This is a genomic window from Pseudomonas poae RE*1-1-14, from assembly GCF_000336465.1.
Taxonomy (GTDB): domain Bacteria; phylum Pseudomonadota; class Gammaproteobacteria; order Pseudomonadales; family Pseudomonadaceae; genus Aquipseudomonas; species Aquipseudomonas poae.
In genome coordinates, this window is the sequence record NC_020209.1 from 2,789,749 (window position 1) to 2,806,931 (window position 17,183).

19 protein-coding genes and 4 tRNA genes are annotated in these 17,183 nt (G+C 60.3%); 8 read left to right on the top strand and 15 right to left on the bottom strand.

What is annotated here, in order from left to right; genetic code table 11:
• Positions 1 to 120 precede the first annotated feature (120 nt).
• From csrA to H045_RS12015, 3 genes are all read left to right on the top strand, one after another.
• Positions 121 to 315, top strand: a complete 195-nt coding sequence (csrA, locus tag H045_RS12005; protein ID WP_003192511.1) for a carbon storage regulator CsrA — start codon at positions 121 to 123, stop codon at positions 313 to 315.
• Positions 316 to 516: 201 nt separating this feature from the next.
• Positions 517 to 771 carry a hypothetical protein gene (locus H045_RS12010; protein ID WP_015372489.1) on the top strand — a complete coding sequence of 85 codons (255 nt, stop codon included), beginning with the start codon at positions 517 to 519 and terminating at the stop codon, positions 769 to 771.
• A gap of 84 nt (positions 772 to 855) precedes the next feature.
• Complete coding sequence (locus H045_RS12015; protein WP_015372490.1) at positions 856 to 1,152, top strand: hypothetical protein; 297 nt, start codon at positions 856 to 858, stop codon at positions 1,150 to 1,152.
• 19 nt (positions 1,153 to 1,171) lie between these two features.
• On the opposite strand, the gene H045_RS12020 is transcribed toward H045_RS12015, so the two are convergent.
• Entirely contained in the window at positions 1,172 to 1,849 is a 678-nt protein-coding gene (locus H045_RS12020) for an HAD family hydrolase (protein WP_015372491.1), read from the bottom strand.
• A 198-nt stretch (positions 1,850 to 2,047) separates the two neighbouring features.
• On the opposite strand from H045_RS12020, the gene H045_RS12025 reads away from it, so the two are divergent.
• Genes H045_RS12025 through H045_RS12035 form a run of 3 tightly spaced genes read left to right on the top strand, consistent with a single transcriptional unit; the run spans position 2,048 to position 4,419 of the window.
• Entirely contained in the window at positions 2,048 to 2,308 is a 261-nt protein-coding gene (locus H045_RS12025; RefSeq protein WP_015372492.1) for a DUF2790 domain-containing protein, read from the top strand.
• A 42-nt stretch (positions 2,309 to 2,350) separates the two neighbouring features.
• Positions 2,351 to 3,022, top strand: coding sequence for a heavy metal response regulator transcription factor (locus H045_RS12030; protein WP_015372493.1), 672 nt, complete (start codon positions 2,351 to 2,353; stop codon positions 3,020 to 3,022).
• Positions 3,019 to 4,419, top strand: a complete 1,401-nt coding sequence (locus tag H045_RS12035; RefSeq protein ID WP_015372494.1) for a heavy metal sensor histidine kinase — start codon at positions 3,019 to 3,021, stop codon at positions 4,417 to 4,419. Before H045_RS12030 ends, H045_RS12035 begins: the two co-directional genes overlap by 4 nt.
• Before the next feature lie 118 nt (positions 4,420 to 4,537).
• On the opposite strand, the gene H045_RS12040 is transcribed toward H045_RS12035, so the two are convergent.
• A complete protein-coding gene (locus H045_RS12040) occupies positions 4,538 to 4,963 on the bottom strand; it encodes a GNAT family N-acetyltransferase (protein ID WP_003234285.1) in 426 nt (141 codons plus the stop codon).
• Positions 4,964 to 5,443: 480 nt separating this feature from the next.
• Between H045_RS12040 and H045_RS12045 the strand changes: the two genes are divergently transcribed.
• Positions 5,444 to 5,866 carry a hypothetical protein gene (locus H045_RS12045; RefSeq protein WP_189659703.1) on the top strand — a complete coding sequence of 141 codons (423 nt, stop codon included), beginning with the start codon at positions 5,444 to 5,446 and terminating at the stop codon, positions 5,864 to 5,866.
• Between the two features lie 119 nt (positions 5,867 to 5,985).
• Here H045_RS12045 and H045_RS12050 read toward each other — a convergent pair.
• Positions 5,986 to 6,062 (bottom strand) — tRNA-Val (locus H045_RS12050).
• Positions 6,063 to 6,246: 184 nt separating this feature from the next.
• On the opposite strand from H045_RS12050, the gene H045_RS12055 reads away from it, so the two are divergent.
• Positions 6,247 to 7,530 (top strand): NAD(P)/FAD-dependent oxidoreductase, encoded by a 1,284-nt coding sequence (locus tag H045_RS12055; RefSeq protein WP_003234310.1) that lies wholly within the window; start codon positions 6,247 to 6,249, stop codon positions 7,528 to 7,530.
• A 190-nt stretch (positions 7,531 to 7,720) separates the two neighbouring features.
• Here the strand turns inward: H045_RS12055 and H045_RS12060 are convergent.
• The 12 genes from H045_RS12060 to truA all read right to left on the bottom strand — a co-directional run bounded on the left by H045_RS12060 (position 7,721) and on the right by truA (position 17,180).
• Positions 7,721 to 7,797: transfer RNA gene (locus H045_RS12060), tRNA-Asp, on the bottom strand.
• 106 nt (positions 7,798 to 7,903) lie between these two features.
• Positions 7,904 to 7,980, bottom strand: a tRNA-Asp gene (locus tag H045_RS12065).
• A gap of 55 nt (positions 7,981 to 8,035) precedes the next feature.
• Positions 8,036 to 8,111 (bottom strand) — tRNA-Val (locus H045_RS12070).
• A gap of 106 nt (positions 8,112 to 8,217) precedes the next feature.
• The gene (locus tag H045_RS12075) at positions 8,218 to 8,997 is read right to left on the bottom strand and encodes an SDR family oxidoreductase (protein ID WP_003234311.1); all 780 of its coding nucleotides are present in this window, start codon (positions 8,995 to 8,997) and stop codon (positions 8,218 to 8,220) included.
• A complete protein-coding gene (locus tag H045_RS12080) occupies positions 8,994 to 10,205 on the bottom strand; it encodes an O-succinylhomoserine sulfhydrylase (RefSeq protein WP_003234312.1) in 1,212 nt (403 codons plus the stop codon). Before H045_RS12080 ends, H045_RS12075 begins: the two co-directional genes overlap by 4 nt.
• Positions 10,206 to 10,274: 69 nt before the next feature.
• Positions 10,275 to 11,780, bottom strand: coding sequence for an amidophosphoribosyltransferase (purF, locus tag H045_RS12085; protein ID WP_003234313.1), 1,506 nt, complete (start codon positions 11,778 to 11,780; stop codon positions 10,275 to 10,277).
• Positions 11,781 to 11,821: 41 nt separating this feature from the next.
• Positions 11,822 to 12,379 carry a CvpA family protein gene (locus H045_RS12090; RefSeq protein ID WP_015372495.1) on the bottom strand — a complete coding sequence of 186 codons (558 nt, stop codon included), beginning with the start codon at positions 12,377 to 12,379 and terminating at the stop codon, positions 11,822 to 11,824.
• Between the two features lie 184 nt (positions 12,380 to 12,563).
• Positions 12,564 to 13,217 (bottom strand): SPOR domain-containing protein, encoded by a 654-nt coding sequence (locus tag H045_RS12095; protein WP_003234315.1) that lies wholly within the window; start codon positions 13,215 to 13,217, stop codon positions 12,564 to 12,566.
• Complete coding sequence (gene folC / locus H045_RS12100; RefSeq protein WP_003234317.1) at positions 13,201 to 14,508, bottom strand: bifunctional tetrahydrofolate synthase/dihydrofolate synthase; 1,308 nt, start codon at positions 14,506 to 14,508, stop codon at positions 13,201 to 13,203. Before folC ends, H045_RS12095 begins: the two co-directional genes overlap by 17 nt.
• Positions 14,505 to 15,425 carry an acetyl-CoA carboxylase, carboxyltransferase subunit beta gene (accD, locus tag H045_RS12105; protein WP_015372496.1) on the bottom strand — a complete coding sequence of 307 codons (921 nt, stop codon included), beginning with the start codon at positions 15,423 to 15,425 and terminating at the stop codon, positions 14,505 to 14,507. The genes folC and accD overlap by 4 nt, the downstream gene beginning before the upstream one ends.
• Positions 15,426 to 15,670: 245 nt before the next feature.
• Positions 15,671 to 16,291, bottom strand: coding sequence for a phosphoribosylanthranilate isomerase (locus H045_RS12110; protein ID WP_003234321.1), 621 nt, complete (start codon positions 16,289 to 16,291; stop codon positions 15,671 to 15,673).
• Between the two features lie 64 nt (positions 16,292 to 16,355).
• Positions 16,356 to 17,180 (bottom strand): tRNA pseudouridine(38-40) synthase TruA, encoded by an 825-nt coding sequence (gene truA, locus H045_RS12115; protein WP_015372497.1) that lies wholly within the window; start codon positions 17,178 to 17,180, stop codon positions 16,356 to 16,358.
• Positions 17,181 to 17,183 lie beyond the last annotated feature (3 nt).

Here is a 17,183-nt window from a genome sequence, read left to right on the forward strand (position 1 = left end):
TGCCGCCTCTATGCGTCCTAAAAGAGGCAGTCACAGGGACGCGCTTCGCAGTAAGCTACACACATCCGACACCTGCCCTGTCTGAAACACGTGTCCTTAAAAGTAATCAAGGAGAAGTCCATGCTGATACTCACCCGTAAAGTTGGTGAAAGCATAAACATCGGTGATGACATTACGATCACCATTCTGGGCGTCAGCGGCCAGCAAGTAAGAATCGGCATCAATGCTCCTAAAGACGTTGCCGTGCACCGTGAAGAGATCTATCAGCGCATCCAGGCCGGCCTTACCGCTCCGGATAAAAACCAGACGCCTTGAGGTGCCCTCAGTAGCCAGCCTTTTCGTTCACTGTCACGGCTGGCGAAGACCCTTGCGGTTCAAATCGCGTATTTTCAAGCCCTTTCATATTCTCTTCGCCGAAAATGAAACTGTTCCGATGCCTGGAACTTGTTGCGCGATCCTCGGCCCAATTTCCTGAACCCCCTCCACTACGGCCCAAGCAAACTCGGGAGCCTGTCGATGAGGCATTCCTCAACGAAACGCTTTGCCTTCCACTCATGGATGATTGTCCTGCTGTTCGGACTGGTCTTCGTGGGCGTGGAATTTGGCTTGAGGTTCGAAGTGGCCGGCGCCGACGCCCCTTCGTGGCTGGATCTGGCATTGCTGCTTGGAGCCTATCTGTTCGTTTTTTGCCTCAAACCCCTTCAGAAAACGGTACAGCGCAAGCTTTGCCAGCACGCTATCCAACGCACCAGGCAAAAATCGACAGGTTGAATGGCTATCTGATCGCCGGTATTTACAGGTATGCAGCAGCGCCTATGCTTGGGCTTGCACAGTCAGTAAAGGGTGCTGAAACAGATGGAAATGCTCAACAAATCCCAAATCGAAGCCGCACTGGCAGCCCGCCTGCCCAGCTACAGGATCACCTGCACGCTGCATGCCGACGGCACACTCTCAGCCATTCTGAGCGGTCCGGAAACCGATCACTTCGCGATTACCGGCATCGTCCGCTCCCATTACAATGGCGCTGATGCCATTACTCGCCTTGCCAACGAAATCCTGCGGGAGATGGTGCTCTCGCGTCAGGGCATGAAAAACAGCCGGTTGCACACGCCGCCCGACCGCCCCCATAACGTGAGAGGCCGAGACCGATAATCGGCTCGGCCCTTTCGTATCAGTTCACCCTACGCTGCACGTACATCAACCCCTCACCGTCGCGTTGAACATGAAGATGCTCATAACTGTCGATGCACGCGTGCGCCGTCATCATGGGCGCAAGGTGCGTCGAGGTCACGACGATCACATCCGCCCCCGCCGCTTCCCCGGCTCGAATCCCCACCGTTGCATCTTCGAAAATCAGGCAATCCTGAACCGGCACACCCAAGCGTTCAGCGCCCAATACGTAACAGGCTGGGTCCGGTTTACCCCTGGCGACATCCTCGGCCGTCACCAACACCGCCGGCGGCTCAATGCCCGCAGCCTGCAGACGCCGCAACGCCAGCGCTTTAGGCGCGGACGTTACCAGCGCCCATCGATCACCTGGCAGACCGTTGAGGAACTCAACCGCGCCAGGTATCGCCACGACGCCGTCGACATCATCGAGTTCAGCCTTGGTTATCCATTGCGCCTCTACCTCAGGGTCCACGCCGGGCAGCGCCTGGCGTGTAATCGTATCGATCGCGCGCGCGCCATGGATCGTCTTCAGGAACGCTGCCACATCCAAACCGTGGCGTTCGGCCCAGATGCTCCACACCCGCTCTGCAGCGGCGATGGAGTTGAGCAAGGTCCCGTCCATGTCGAATAGAAAGGCGCGGTAAGGTCGTGCAGGTAAAGCTGAGCCTTGGCTGGACACTGCGTGGCTTCCTCTTGAGCTGTAGGCGTAATCGGCCCGATGCAATCTACGGCCCGGCCTGACGCTTGTAAACGTCATTGGCACTGCGGGCCTTTCATTACGAACTTGTCATCGTCCTGTTGGCCGCCTGTTCGGATCGCCTGGTTACTGTGAACTCACTGCCAGGCCCGGCAGCCGACCCTTCAGAGAGGAACCGACATGAAACGACTTGCCTCAGGCTTCGCCGCCTTGCTCTTCACCGCTTCGGCATTCGCTGCCGATCCCGCCTCGGATGCAAAGGTTATCCATGATAAAACCGGCTTCTTCGTGCATCTGGATATCGCACGGCAACTGTCGAGCACTGACACATACGGCCAGTGCGGCGTCGTGCCTGCGCAATTGCGCTACCTCGACCACCAGAACCGCGAACATGTGCTGGACTACAAAGTACAAGCCATCGGTTGCCCCAGTGAGAATTGATCACGCTAAACTGGCGTCATCCACTGAAACAGAGCACCTGTCATGAACATCCTTGTTGTCGAAGACGAACCCAAGGCAGGCAATTACCTGCTCAACGGCTTGCAGGAATTGGGGTATTGCGTGAGCCTCGCGCGCGACGGTGTGGACGGTTTGCACCAAGCGCTGGAAACGCCTTTCGACGTGATAGTGCTGGATGTGATGATGCCGAAAATGGATGGCTGGGAAGTACTGCGGCGCCTGCGCAAGGAAGCGGACACGCCCGTGCTGTTCCTGACCGCCCGCGACGACATCGCAGACCGCATCAAGGGCTTGGAACTGGGCGCCGATGACTACCTGATCAAGCCTTTCTCGTTCGCCGAACTGGTCGCACGCCTGCGCACCCTGACACGGCGAGGCCCGATCCGCGAAGATGAACAGTTGCAGATTGCCGACCTGCAAATCGACGTGCTCAAGCGCCGCGTCACCCGCGCCGACACGCGGATCACCTTGACCAATAAGGAATTCGCCCTGCTGCACCTGTTTGCAGCCCACCATGGCCAGGTGCTGTCGCGCTCGCTGATCGCCTCGCGGGTGTGGGACATGAATTTCGACAGCGACACCAATGTGGTCGACGTGGCCGTGCGGCGTCTGCGCCTGAAAATCGATGACCCGTTCCAGCTCAAACTGATCCACAGCGTACGTGGCATTGGCTACCGCTTCGATACCCAGCCATGAACCGTCGCCGCCCTTACTCCCTGACGCTACGCCTGGCGTTGATCTTTGCTCTGCTCGCCTTCGCGCTGCTGACCACCCTTGGCGTCGCGCTCTACCGCGAGCTCGAGCAGGAACTGGTACGCCGCGACGATGCCGCGCTGATTTCGCGGGTTGATCAGCTGCGCAATCTGCTCAACGACGGCAACACCCTGGACCTGATCCGCACCAAACCGGAGTTATTCCAGAATATGCTGGGCAACCGCGAGTCAGTGCTGAGCATCGCCGCGCCTGGGCAAAAACCATTGCTGCTGGTGAACCCCGCGAACATCGAGTTGCCCCCCGTCAAACCCGTGCCCAAAGACCATGTGCTCGCGTTGACCGACGTGCAGCACCTGCCTGGACTCAATGGCGTACCCTTTTCAACCGTTGCCGCGTCCATCGATTCCGGCGATCTGGGCAGCTTGCAAGTTACCAGCGGGCGCCTGATGACCGAACGCACCGCCGTGCTCGCCAGCTACCGGTTGAGTGTGTACATCCTGGCCAGTATCGCGGCGCTCATCCTCGCCGTGGTGGGCTACCTGCTTGTGCATCGTGGGCTGCTGCCTTTGCGGCGTCTGGCCCGGCATGCTCAGGGTATCGGCGTCAGTAACCTGGCCGAACGTCTCGACGGTCACGGGGCGCCCAGGGAGTTGCTGCCCATGATCGAGTCGTTCAACACCATGCTGGAACGCCTGGCCAAGGGCTTCGTGCAACTGGGCCAGGTGTCTACCGACATGGCCCATGAGCTGCGCACACCGATCAACAACCTGCTGGGAGAAACCCAGGTCGCCCTGCAACAGGACCGCAGCATCGAAGGCTACCAGCAACTGCTTGCGTCAAACGTGGAAGAGCTCGAGCGCCTGGCGCGAATGCTCGACAACATGCTGTTCCTGGCTCGCACCGACCCCGCCGGCGCACTGCATCAGCGACAGGAGCTGAACGCGGCCGATGAAGTACAGCGCATCGCCGACTACTTCGAAGGCCTGGCCGGCGATGTGGGCATGCGCATCATGACAGAGGGCGAAGGCGTGATCTGGGCGGAACCGATGCTGCTGCGACGTGCGCTGGCCAACCTGTGCGCCAACGCCATCAAATATGGTGCGCCTGGCTCCGATCTGCTGATCCAGGCGGTACCAGACGCCGAGGGCCTTCATCTGAAAGTCAGCAACCAGGGTGCGACCATTCCAGCCGAGCACTTGCCACGCTTGTTTGAACGGTTTTACCGGGTGGATGAATCTCGAGAACGCTCTTCCCAATCCAATGGGCTTGGTCTGTCAATTGTGGCGACCATCATGCAACTGCATAACGGCCAGTACGGCGTGAGCAGCGAGGATGGACTCACGTGTTTTGCATTGTTTTTTCCTCGGCGCAAGGACTGAGCATCAGGTCTGAACCTTGGTGTTATTTTGCAAAACACTTACGACCACCACTGGTCAAACACCCAATAATCTGATCTCCAAAACGCTCTCTCACATTGTTCAGAAGCGGTGCCGCACCTCAGCGCAGGCGTTTCTGGAAAAAGTGGCGCAGGTGACCTGGCGGGTAATCGACAATATGACCCACCTCAGTGAAACCCAACTTTCGATAAAACCCTGGCGCCTGAAAGCTGAACGTGTCCAGCCAGATTCCGGTACAGCCTTTCTGCTCGGCCAGGTCTTCAGCGGTGCGCATCAAGCGTGTACCGGTGCCCTGAGTACGCATCTGGTCGGGGATGCTCAGCAGTTCGATAAACAGCCACCCGTAGGAAATTTTACCGTAAAGCCCGCCCACTACCTCGTCAGTAGCGGGATCACGCAACAGGATGCCCACCGTTTCAAATGGCATGCTGCCTGTGTGACTGAGGTTATAAGCCCTCAGCGGCTTGAGGATTGCCTCACGATCCTGCTCGGTTACGTCGAATGACACCTCCATCGCCAGCTCCATCGCACGCTCCTGAATTCAGTACAAACACCATTAGTAAGACTTTAATTTCAAGGCCTATACTCAGCGCAATAACGGTGCGTTCCCACGCCGGGCTCACGGTGATTCAGCCAAAAAGGTAGCGATCATGTATGCCGGACAAATGAGTGGTATGGCAACAACAAACGGTGAAATACGTTGCCAGCTGATTGCGCAGATTATCTGCCTGTTAGCGGTGGCTTCGCTCTTCTGCTGATTGCCACTTCTGTACAGGGCTCAAAGCGGCCCTGGCGATGTATGGCCTATGGCAAAGCGCGTACTCGCGCCTTCAATTTGGGCACTTGTCAATGCGGTAAACAGCGTCAATATCCCTCTCCCCTCATCAAAGCGCGACACAACGACTGTCACGTTAATGCAGGACCATCCCACGGCGGGACAGGAGTCGCGCTGACGTAAATCGCCCACGGGTCGATTTAATCGGACAACTCATAACCGGGTAATTTCATGCTGATCAATCTAAATACTCCACCCCCAGTGCCCACCCCTCAGGCGTCCAAAGACACGGCTGATGCCGCGAAAGCTGACAGCTCAAGCAGCCTGACCGTCAGCCTTGACCATGACGCTAAATCTTCAGAGGGTGTGGGCGGTGGCGAGGCGCCATCGACCAAGCAAGAGTCGGAAACGGTCAAGGAACTGAAAAAACAAATCGAGCAGTTGCAAAAGCAGCTCCAACAGCAACAGCAGGCACTGCAAAAGGCACAGTCCAGCACCGAAAACGCAGAGGCAAAAGCGGTGACGATCGCAGCGGCGCAAGTGCAGGTAGCAAGTACATCAGCGGCTTTGCAGACGGTAAGCGCAGCCCTGTTGCAGGCCGTGACCAGTGAAGGCAAGAGCAGTTCGGGCTCGATAGTCAGCACCACGGCTTGATACAACAAAACGCCCGAGGTGACGCTTCGGGTGTTTTGACTGACCCAAATTCCAGGCAACAAAAAAGGGCCCACCTTTCGGTGAGCCCTTCTAGACCGCCCAGCAGAGCGGATTTTGTTTGGTAGGCGCGATTGGACTCGAACCAACGACCCCCACCATGTCAAGGTGGTGCTCTAACCAACTGAGCTACGTGCCTGCTGTGAGGCGGCATTCTACGGAATTCCGAAGGTGTGTCAACATCTTTTTCGCAGCTAACCCTATGAATATGCGAATTTTTTATTTTCGTACGGCACATCCGTGTTTTGCGGGTGGCTGGCGGGCGATTTTCAACTCAGGTAGGATCGCGGCACTCGTAAAAAATATAAAACAGAGGTTCCAGGATGGCGAACACCCCCTATCCCCAGTCTTATTACGCCGCATCCGCCAATGCGGTTGCGCCTCGTCCGGTATTGCAAGGTGAGGTCGAAACCGATGTGTGCGTGATTGGCGCCGGCTATACCGGCCTTTCCAGCGCACTGTTTCTGTTGGAGAACGGTTTTCGCGTCACGGTGCTGGAAGCCGCCAAGGTGGGGTTTGGTGCATCAGGTCGCAACGGTGGGCAGATCGTCAACAGCTATAGCCGCGATATCGACGTGATCGAGCGCAGCGTCGGGCCCAGCCAGGCGCAGTTGCTGGGTGAGATGGCGTTCGAGGGTGGCAGGATCATTCGCGAGCGGGTGGCCAAGTACCAGATCCAGTGCGACTTGAAAGACGGCGGCGTGTTCGCCGCACTCAACAGCAAGCATATGGGCCACCTGGAATCGCAGAAGCGTCTGTGGGAACGCTACGGCCACACGCAACTGGAGCTGCTGGACGAGCGCCGCATACGTGAAGTAGTGGCCTGCGACAACTATGTCGGCGGCCTCCTGGACATGAGCGGCGGGCATATTCATCCACTCAACCTGGCCCTCGGCGAAGCCGCTGCCGTTGAGTCGCTCGGCGGTACGATCTACGAACAATCCGCTGCACTGCGCATTGAGCGTGGCGCCAATCCGGTGGTGCATACCGCCGAAGGCAAGGTGAGGGCCAAGTTCATTATTGTTGCGGGCAACGCCTACCTGGGCAACCTCGTGCCGGAGCTGGCCGCCAAGTCGATGCCCTGCGGCACGCAAGTGATCACCACGGCCCCCTTGGACGATGACCTGGCCAAGACCCTGTTGCCGCAGGACTACTGCGTCGAAGACTGCAATTACCTGCTCGACTACTACCGCCTCACACGCGACAAGCGCCTGATCTTCGGCGGTGGCGTGGTCTATGGCGCGCGGGACCCAGCGAATATCGAAGCAATCATTCGTCCGAAGATGCTCAAGGCCTTCCCGCAACTCAAGGACGTGAAAATCGACTACGCCTGGACCGGTAACTTCCTATTGACCCTGTCGCGCTTGCCTCAGGTGGGCCGCCTGGGCGACAACATCTATTACTCCCAAGGCTGCAGCGGCCACGGCGTGACCTACACGCACCTGGCAGGCAAAGTGCTCGCCGAAGCCCTGCGTGGCCAGGCAGAGCGTTTTGACGCGTTTGCCGACCTGCCTCACTACCCATTCCCGGGCGGACAGCTGCTGCGTACGCCATTCGCGGCGCTGGGCGCCTGGTACTACGGGCTGCGGGATAAGCTGGGGTACTGACACACAGAGGGAGCCGGGTTCCGGCTCCCTCCCCTGACTTGACGTTACGTTGCGAGCCAAGCCGGCCCCTTATCAGCAAATCGCAGACACAAAAAACCCCGGTCTTTCGACCAGGGTCTTTGCTATCGGATCAAAGCAGCCCATGGCTGTCTTTGCGCTTCAAGGCGTTCAGCGGGCCTTTAAGCAGATATGGCGCAGCGGACGGGACTCGAACCCGCGACCCCCGGCGTGACAGGCCGGTATTCTAACCGACTGAACTACCGCTGCGTATCGCTTGACCGGTTAAGCGTGAAGCCCTCAACCGTCTTTAAACATCTGATCGATCAGCCTTGGCTGTTCAATCTCAAGCCCGACAATTCGAACCTGGAAAATATGGCGCAGCGGACGGGACTCGAACCCGCGACCCCCGGCGTGACAGGCCGGTATTCTAACCGACTGAACTACCGCTGCGCGTCGGTGCAACCTTTAACGTTGCGTCTTGCCCGTAAGCAAAACTCTCAAGAAGTGGTGGGTGATGACGGGATCGAACCGCCGACCCTCTGCTTGTAAGGCAGATGCTCTCCCAGCTGAGCTAATCACCCTTTGCTTCGTTGAGGCCGCGAAATTTACGCAGGTAGCAGACCTAAGTCAATAGCCCGCTTGAAGTTTTCCCGAAAAAGACAAAATTGCTTCAAGCCTCTGCTCGCCTTACTCGCTGTAAATCATCTTCTTGCTCATGCCACCGTCAACCACGAACTCCTGCCCGGTCACGAACCCGGCCTGACGCGACAGCAACCAAGCCACCATCGCCGCCACATCCTCCACGGTGCCTACCCTGCCCGCCGGATGCTGGGCGTGATCCGCGTCACTCAGTGGCTCGGCACGCCGTGCAGAGGGGTCGCGCGCATCGATCCAGCCGGGGCTGACCGCGTTGACCCGCACCTCCGGCCCCAGGCTCATCGCCAAGGCATGAGTCAGGGCCAGCAGGCCGCCCTTGCTCGCCGCGTAGGCCTCGGTATCCGGCTCCGATTGACGGGCGCGCGTGGACGCCAGGTTGACGATTGCGCCGCCATGGGCACGCAGGTAAGGAGCGCAGTGCTTGGCCAGCAACATCGGCCCGCTGAGGTTCACTGCCAGCACACGGTTCCAATAGGCCAGGTCGAGGCTTTCCAGGGTGATATTGTGCGGATCGGCTACCGCCGCGTTGCACACCAGCGCATCCAGGCGCCCGAACTGCCCCAGCACTTCGGCGACCCCCTGGGCGACCTGCTTCTCGTCAGCCACATCCATGGTGATAAACCAGGCATTGTCGCCGAGCACCCTGGACACCTTCGAACCACGCTCGCGATCGAGGTCGGTCAACACCACCTGCCAGCCTTCGCTGATCAGCCAGGCGGCGATGCCCAGGCCAATCCCGCGAGCAGCACCGGTTACCAGCGCGACACGTCCGTTACTGACCACTGCGGCCTCGGTGGACCACTCGATCACAAGGCCGCCAGCCCGCGGGCCAGGTCTGCCTGCAAATCAGCCACATCTTCCAGGCCAACCGCAACGCGAATCAGACTGTCACGAATGCCCGCCGCTTCACGCTCCTGCGGCGCCAGGCGGCCGTGGGACGTGGTTCCCGGATGGGTAATGGTGGTCTTGCTGTCACCCAGGTTGGCGGTGATGGAGATCAGACGCGTTGCATCGATAAAGCGCCAGGCGCCCTCTTTGCCGCCCTTCACTTCAAAACTCACCACCGCGCCGAAACCGCGCTGCTGGCGTTGGGCCAATGCGTGTTGCGGGTGGCTCTTGAGACCGGCGTAGTGCACTTTCTCGATGCCGTCCTGCTGCTCCAGCCACTCGGCCAGGGCCTGGGCATTGGCACAATGGGCCTTCATGCGCAGGCTGAGGGTCTCCAGGCCCTTGAGGAAGATCCAGGCATTGAACGGGCTGAGCGTAGGCCCGGCGGTACGCAGGAAGCCGACGACTTCCTTCATCTGCTCGCCACGACCGGCTACCACCCCACCCATGCAACGGCCCTGGCCATCGATGAATTTGGTCGCCGAGTGCACGACGATATCGGCGCCCAGCTTCAGCGGCTGTTGCAGCGCAGGTGTGCAGAAGCAATTGTCGACCACCAGCATCGTGCCCTTGGCATGAGCCACTTCGGCCAATGCAGCGATATCCACCAGCTCGGCAAGTGGATTGGACGGCGACTCGACAAACAGTAACCGGGTATTGGCCTTGATTGCCGCATCCCAGCCGGACACGTCCGCCAGCGGCACATAGTCCACTTCGACGCCGAAGCGCTTGAAGTACTTCTCGAACAGGCTGATGGTCGAGCCGAACACACTGCGCGACACCAGCACATGATCGCCAGCGCTGCACAAGCTCATTACCACCGCCATGATCGCTGCCATGCCAGTGGCAGTGGCCACGGCCTGCTCGGCACCTTCCAAAGCAGCAATACGCTCTTCGAAGGCGCGCACGGTCGGGTTGGTGTAGCGCGAATAGACATTGCCCGGCACTTCGCCGGCAAAACGCGCGGCAGCGTCGGCGGCCGTGCGAAATACGTAGCTGGAGGTAAAGAACATCGGATCACCGTGCTCACCTTCCGGGGTACGGTGCTGGCCGGCGCGCACAGCCAAAGTGTCGAAAGCTACGCCATCAAGGTCGCTGTCCAGCCGACCGGCATCCCATTCCTGACTCATGCTGCGACTCCTTACTCTCGAAATTCTTTATTTAAGATACAAAACCGGCCCCTCAGGGCCGGTGTTCACTCAGTTGTTGTACAGATCGATGATCGCGCTGACCGCCTGGGTCTTGACCTTCGACGAGTCGTTACGCGCCTGCTCGATCTTGTTCAGGTAGGCATCGTCGACGTCGCCGGTCACGTACTTGCCATCGAACACGGCACAGTCGAACTGATCGATCTTGATCTTGCCACCACCGACAGCTTCGATCAGGTCCGGCAGGTCCTGGTAGATCAGCCAGTCGGCGCCGATCAGGTCGGCCACGTCCTGGGTCGAACGGTTATGAGCGATCAGCTCATGGGCGCTCGGCATGTCGATACCATACACGTTCGGGTAACGCACGGCAGGCGCAGCGGAGCAGAAGTAAACATTCTTCGCACCGGCTTCGCGGGCCATCTGGATGATCTGCTTGCACGTGGTACCGCGCACGATGGAATCATCCACCAGCATCACGTTCTTGCCACGAAACTCCAGTTCGATGGCGTTGAGCTTCTGGCGCACCGATTTCTTGCGTGCAGCCTGGCCGGGCATGATGAACGTACGGCCGATGTAGCGGTTCTTCACGAAACCTTCGCGAAACTTGACGCCCAGGTGGTTGGCCAGCTCCAGGGCGGCGGTACGGCTGGTGTCCGGAATCGGGATCACTACGTCGATATCGTGCTCGGGACGCTCGCGCAGGATCTTGTCGGCCAGCTTCTCGCCCATGCGCAGGCGCGCCTTGTAGACCGAGACACCGTCGATGATCGAATCCGGACGCGCCAGGTAGACGTGCTCGAAGATGCACGGCGTCAGCTTCGGCGCCACTGCGCACTGACGGGTGTGCAGCTTGCCATCTTCAGTGATGTACACCGCTTCGCCCGGCGCGAGGTCGCGGATCAGGGTGAAGCCCAACACGTCCAGTGACACGCTTTCGGACGCGATCATGTACTCGACGCCTTCGTCGGTGTGGCGCTGACCGAACACGATCGGGCGGATACCGTGCGGGTCGCGGAAACCGACGATACCGTAACCGGTGATCATCGCCACCACGGCGTAACCGCCGACGCAACGGTTGTGCACGTCGATCACGGCGGCAAACACGTCTTCTTCGGTGGGCTGCAGCTTGCCGCGCTGGGCCAGCTCATGGGCGAACACGTTGAGCAGCACTTCCGAATCGGAACTGGTGTTGACGTGGCGCAGATCGGATTCGTAAATTTCCTTGGCCAGCTGTTCAACGTTGGTCAGGTTGCCGTTGTGCGCCAGGGTGATGCCGTAAGGCGAGTTGACGTAGAACGGCTGAGCTTCGGCTGACGTCGAGCTGCCGGCAGTCGGGTAACGCACATGGCCAATACCCATGTGCCCGACGAGGCGCTGCATGTGACGCTGATGGAACACGTCACGCACCAGGCCATTGTCCTTGCGCAAAAATAACCGGCCGTCGTGGCTGGTCACAATACCGGCAGCGTCCTGGCCGCGGTGCTGGAGGACGGTTAGCGCGTCATACAGCGCCTGATTCACGTTCGACTTACCGACGATACCGACGATGCCACACATGCGACGCAACCCCTACTTAATGAATCTTGACTGAACCCTGCTTACTGAGGCGTTTTGGCCGGTAAGAGGTGTTCCTTGAACGGAAGATCAGCGGGTACGCTGATTCCGCTGGCCAGCCACTGACTGCTCCACCCCAATATGAGGTTCTTGGACCAATCTGCAACCAAAAGAAATTTTGGCACGAGCACCGACTCCTGCCACCACGCATCCTGCTGTACCGGCCCCAGGCTCAATAGCCCGACCGCCACCACCACCAACAAGGCGCCACGCGCCGCGCCGAAGGCCATGCCGAGAAATCGATCGGTCCCGGAGAGGCCGGTGACGCGTATCAATTCGCCAATAAGGTAATTGACCATTGCCCCCACCAGCAGCGTGGCGATGAACATAATGGCGCAGCCCGCGATGACGCGGGCCGAAGGTGTCTCGATGTAGCCGGCCAGGTAAACCGACAGTGCCCCCCCGAACATCCAGGCTACGACGCCTGCGATGATCCAGGTCAGCAACGACAAGGCTTCTTTTACGAAGCCGCGGCTCAGACTGATCAACGCGGAGATGGCGACGATTGCAACGATCGCCCAATCAACCCAAGTAAATGGCACGGTTCGGCCTGCATACGAATAAGGCGGCGGATTTTAGCAGAGCGTTGGGCTGTCGGTAAGCGGTGATTGCGGGCGCTTTGCAAATCAATAGTTTGTAGCGGGTAAAGCCTCTTTCAAGGCCACCGCAAAAACACTGTGGGAGGGCGCAATCCCCCTCCCACAGCTGATTGCACTCCAGGCTGAATCAGCCGCGCTCAGGCTGGAAGCGGGTCACGAAGCCCTTCAGGTTCTGCTGACGGTCCAGCAAGTCCCGCAGGCGATCGGCCTCGGCTCGCTCGATCAGCGGCCCGATAAACACGCGGTTCTTGCCATCGGCACTGCGGATATAAGCGTTGTAACCCTGGCTGCGCAGTTTTTTCTGCAAGGCGTCGGCGCCTTCACGATTGCCAAGGCTGGCGACCTGAATAGACCAACTGATCGGCAGGCCATTGGGATCGATACGACTCTGCCCAACATCCGGCTTGCCTGGCGTCGCCGGTTGCGGCGCGACCGGCTTGGGCGCAGGTGCCGGCGCGGCTGGCTTGGCCGCCACCGCAGGCGCTGGCTTGACCACCGGTACGCTCTGCTGCACGGGCGCAGAAGGCGCTGGCTGCGCAGCAGCGGGCTCTTCGGCCGGCACCGGTTCGTCTTCGGGCAATGCCTGCGGCTCGGGCACCACCACCGGTTCGACCTGCACCTGAGGCATGGCGGGCGCCTGGGGCGCTGCCGGGGCTTGGACTACCACCTGGCGCTGTTCGTCCTGGCGGGAAAACAGCATCGGCAGAAAAATCACCGCCAACGCCACCAGCACCAGAGCCCCGACCATTCGCTGCTTGTATGCGCTATCCAGTAATGCCATGTGCAGCTTCCTCCGTGGGGCGCCGAGCCAACCACTCAAGCGCCTCGGCAACACAATAAAATGATCCGAACAACAGAATCTCGTCCTCGGCCGTTGCCACCGCACACTGCGCCTCGAGGGCTGCGGTCAGGCTTGCATACGACGCCACGCGCGCACCAAGGTTCTGCAAGGCCAGCTCCAACTCCGCCGCCGGGCGACTGCGCGGCGTATCCAGCGGCGCGACCGCCCACGCCTGGACACTTTCGAGCAATGGCGCAACCACGCCATCAAGGTCCTTGTCGGCCAACAGACCAAAAACGGCGAGTCGACGACCCAACGGCGGCGTACGCGCCAGGCGTTGCGCCAGGTACTCGGCTGCATGGGGGTTATGTCCCACATCCAGCAGCAGGTTCAGACGCTTGCCCTGCCACTCGACCGCACGACGATCCAGACGCCCAACCACCCTGGTCGCCCGCAACGTCGCGGCAATCTGCGCAGCATCCCATGGCAGGTCCAGCAGCAGATAGGCCTGCAGCGCAAGCGCGGCATTTTCCATCGGCAGGTTCAACAGCGGCAAATTGTGCAGCTCGACCATTTGGCCGCGCGCATCGCGCCCGTGCCATTGCCAGTGCTGCTCGCCGATGTCGAGGTTGAACTCGCGACCGCGCAGGAAGAACGGGCATTCCAGCTCACGTACCTTGTCGAGCAAGGGCTGCGGCGGATCCAGGTCGCCGCACAACGCAGGCTTGCCCGCACGGAAGATACCGGCCTTTTCATAGGCCACCGACTCGCGGGTATCGCCCAGATAATCGACATGGTCGACGCCAATGCTGGTAACCAGCGCCAGGTCGGCATCCACCACGTTGACCGTGTCCAGACGCCCGCCCAGCCCCACTTCCAGCACGACCACATCCAGTCGCGCACGCTCGAACAGCCAGAACGCCGCCAGGGTGCCCATCTCGAAGTAGGTCAGGGAAATTTCGCCACGCCCGGCATCGAGTGCGGCGAACGCTTCACACAGTTGCTCATCGGTGGCTTCGACACCGTTGAGCTGCACCCGCTCGTTGTAACGCAGCAGGTGCGGAGAACTGTAGACACCCACGCTCAGGCCTTGAGCCTGTAGCAGCGCCGCGACAAAGGCGCAGGTCGAGCCCTTGCCGTTGGTGCCGGTCACCGTGATCACGCGCGGCGCCGGCCGGCCCAACCCGAGGCGGGTCGCTACCTGTTGCGAGCGCTCCAGGCCCATGTCGATGGCGGACGGATGCAACTGCTCCAGGTAGGCGAGCCATTCGCCCAGGGTACGTTGGGTCATAGGTTTGCAGGCACCGGCGGCACGACGATAGGCTCGATTTTAGGCGCGACGTACACCGGCGTCGGCAGCCCCATCATTTGCGCCAGCAGGTTGCCCAGGCGCGGACGCAGCTCGCCACGCGGGATGATCAGGTCGATTGCGCCGTGCTCCAGCAGGAACTCGCTGCGCTGGAAGCCTTCCGGCAGCTTTTCGCGCACGGTCTGCTCGATCACGCGCGGGCCGGCAAAACCGATCAGAGCCTTGGGCTCACCGACGATCACGTCGCCCAGCATGGCCAGGCTGGCGGAAACACCGCCGTAGACCGGGTCGGTCAGCACGGAGATAAACGGAATGCCTTCTTCACGCAGACGCGCCAGCACCGCAGAGGTCTTGGCCATTTGCATCAGGGAAATCAGGGCTTCCTGCATGCGCGCGCCACCGGAAGCGGCGAAGCAGATCATTGGGCAACGGTTTTCGAGGGCGTAATTGGCGGCGCACACAAAACGCTCACCGACGATGGCGCCCATGGAGCCGCCCATGAAGGAAAATTCAAAAGCCGAGACTACAACGGGCATGCCCAGCAGCTTGCCACTGACGGAAATCAACGCATCTTTTTCGCCGGTCTGCTTCTGCGCAGCGGTGAGGCGGTCCTTGTATTTCTTGCCGTCGCGGAACTTGAGACGGTCGACCGGCTCCAGATCAGCGCCCAGTTCGTTACGCCCGTCGGCGTCAAGGAAGATGTCGATGCGCGCGCGCGCGCCGATCCGCATGTGGTGATTGCACTTGGGGCAAACGTCCAGAGTCTTTTCCAGCTCCGGGCGGTACAGCACCGCGTCGCAGGAGGGGCACTTGTGCCACAGACCTTCAGGAACCGAGCTTTTCTTCACCTCGGAACGCATGATCGAAGGGATCAGTTTGTCTACTAACCAGTTGCTCATGCTTTCTTTCTCCAGTACCGGTGGCTTGAACACAGCCCCGCGTATGCCCTTGAGCTAAATTCATATGTGGCGATGACGCGGGCGGGACGGGGTCAGACGTTCGACCAGCCATTTCCCAACCGCATCCTCAGCCTTCCAGACAACCTGCCTGTGCAGGGTTGCCACTTCGTTCCCGGCCCGCCCGCAGGCGGCGCCGATGCTGCGTTACACAGTGGTAGTTACTGACGGCGGCAGACTGCCAGCCGTCACATCGCGCGCACTGCCTGCATGAATGCGCGAATCTTGTGGTGATCCTTGATGCCCTTGCTCTGCTCTACGCCACCGCTGACATCAACGGCATACGGCCGAACCTGCTCGATGGCCGCCGCGACATTGGCGCAGTTCAGGCCGCCGGCAAGAATGATCGGCTTGCTCAACCCTTCGGGAATCAGCGACCAGTCGAACGCTTCGCCCGTACCGCCGGGGACGCCTTCGACATAGGTGTCCAGCAGGATTCCGCGCGCCCCGGCATACGTGGCGCAGGCGGCGGCAATATCATCACCGGCCTTGACCCGCAACGCCTTGATATACGGGCGTTGATAGCTTTCACATTCGTCGGGGCTTTCGTCGCCGTGAAACTGCAGCATATCCAGCGGTACGGCATCGAGCGTTTCGTTGAGCTCGCAGCGGCTGGCATTCACGAACAGCCCCACCGTGGTGACGAACGGTGGCAACGCGGCAATGATCGCCCGCGCCTGCACCACGTTCACCGCCCGTGGGCTTTTGGCATAGAACACCAAACCGATGGCATCCGCCCCCGCCTCGACTGCCGCCAGCGCGTCTTCCGTGCGGGTAATCCCGCAAATCTTGCTGCGAACGGCTGACATGTCTTGGAAACCTCAGGGATTGCACCGAGAAAGTCCCGGATGGTAACAAAAGCTTTTCCGGGCGTCAGCCGCCAAGTTCGCTGAAACCTGTGAGGAAGTGTGGCCCGAGGAAGCGCTCCGGCAGCTCGAACTCGTCGCGGTACTCCACCCCCACCAGATACAGGCCAAAGGGATGGGCCGTCACACCACCCGTGCGGCGGACCCGGCTTTCCAGCACCTCCCTGGCCCACTCCACCGGGCGCTCGCCGGTGCCGATGGTCATCAGAACGCCGGCAATGTTGCGCACCATATGGTGCAGGAACGCCCCGGCACGAATATCCAGCACGATCATCTTGCCGTGCCGCGTGACGCGCAGGTGGTGGACTTCCTTGATCGGCGACTTGGCCTGGCACTGCCCGGCACGGAATGCGCTGAAATCATGCACGCCCACCAGATGCTGCGCCGCTTCGGCCATGCGCTCGACATCCAGTGGACGATGGTTCCAGGTGATTTCCTGGTTGAGGTGCGCCGGACGGATCTGGTCGTTGTAGATCACGTAGCGATAACGCCGGGCAATGGCCTTGAAACGTGCATGAAAATGCGCAGGCATGACCTTGGCCCAGGTCACGCTGACGTCGTGGGGCAGATTGATATTGGCGCCCATCACCCAAGCTTTCATGGTGCGCTCGGCCTGGGTATCGAAGTGCACCACCTGACCACAGGCGTGCACACCGGCGTCGGTACGCCCGGCGCACATCAGCGACACCGGCGAGTCGGCGACCTTGGACAGTGCATTTTCCAGGGTTTCCTGCACCGTCAGCACACCCGACGCCTGACGCTGCCAGCCCCGGTAGCGCGAGCCTTTGTATTCGACGCCAAGGGCGATGCGGTAAAAGCCTGCGGCCGCCATTTC

Coding starts and splice junctions, on each gene's coding strand:
- csrA (WP_003192511.1), top strand. CDS start 121: ATGCTGATACTCACCCGTAAAGTTGGTGAAAGCATAAACATCGGTGAT.
- H045_RS12010 (WP_015372489.1), top strand. CDS start 517: ATGAGGCATTCCTCAACGAAACGCTTTGCCTTCCACTCATGGATGATT.
- H045_RS12015 (WP_015372490.1), top strand. CDS start 856: ATGGAAATGCTCAACAAATCCCAAATCGAAGCCGCACTGGCAGCCCGC.
- H045_RS12025 (WP_015372492.1), top strand. CDS start 2,048: ATGAAACGACTTGCCTCAGGCTTCGCCGCCTTGCTCTTCACCGCTTCG.
- H045_RS12030 (WP_015372493.1), top strand. CDS start 2,351: ATGAACATCCTTGTTGTCGAAGACGAACCCAAGGCAGGCAATTACCTG.
- H045_RS12035 (WP_015372494.1), top strand. CDS start 3,019: ATGAACCGTCGCCGCCCTTACTCCCTGACGCTACGCCTGGCGTTGATC.
- H045_RS12040 (WP_003234285.1), bottom strand. CDS start 4,963: ATGGAGCTGGCGATGGAGGTGTCATTCGACGTAACCGAGCAGGATCGT.
- H045_RS12045 (WP_189659703.1), top strand. CDS start 5,444: ATGCTGATCAATCTAAATACTCCACCCCCAGTGCCCACCCCTCAGGCG.
- H045_RS12055 (WP_003234310.1), top strand. CDS start 6,247: ATGGCGAACACCCCCTATCCCCAGTCTTATTACGCCGCATCCGCCAAT.
- H045_RS12080 (WP_003234312.1), bottom strand. CDS start 10,205: ATGAGTCAGGAATGGGATGCCGGTCGGCTGGACAGCGACCTTGATGGC.
- purF (WP_003234313.1), bottom strand. CDS start 11,780: ATGTGTGGCATCGTCGGTATCGTCGGTAAGTCGAACGTGAATCAGGCG.
- H045_RS12095 (WP_003234315.1), bottom strand. CDS start 13,217: ATGGCATTACTGGATAGCGCATACAAGCAGCGAATGGTCGGGGCTCTG.
- folC (WP_003234317.1), bottom strand. CDS start 14,508: ATGACCCAACGTACCCTGGGCGAATGGCTCGCCTACCTGGAGCAGTTG.
- accD (WP_015372496.1), bottom strand. CDS start 15,425: ATGAGCAACTGGTTAGTAGACAAACTGATCCCTTCGATCATGCGTTCC.
- H045_RS12110 (WP_003234321.1), bottom strand. CDS start 16,291: ATGTCAGCCGTTCGCAGCAAGATTTGCGGGATTACCCGCACGGAAGAC.
- truA (WP_015372497.1), bottom strand. CDS start 17,180: ATGGCGGCCGCAGGCTTTTACCGCATCGCCCTTGGCGTCGAATACAAA.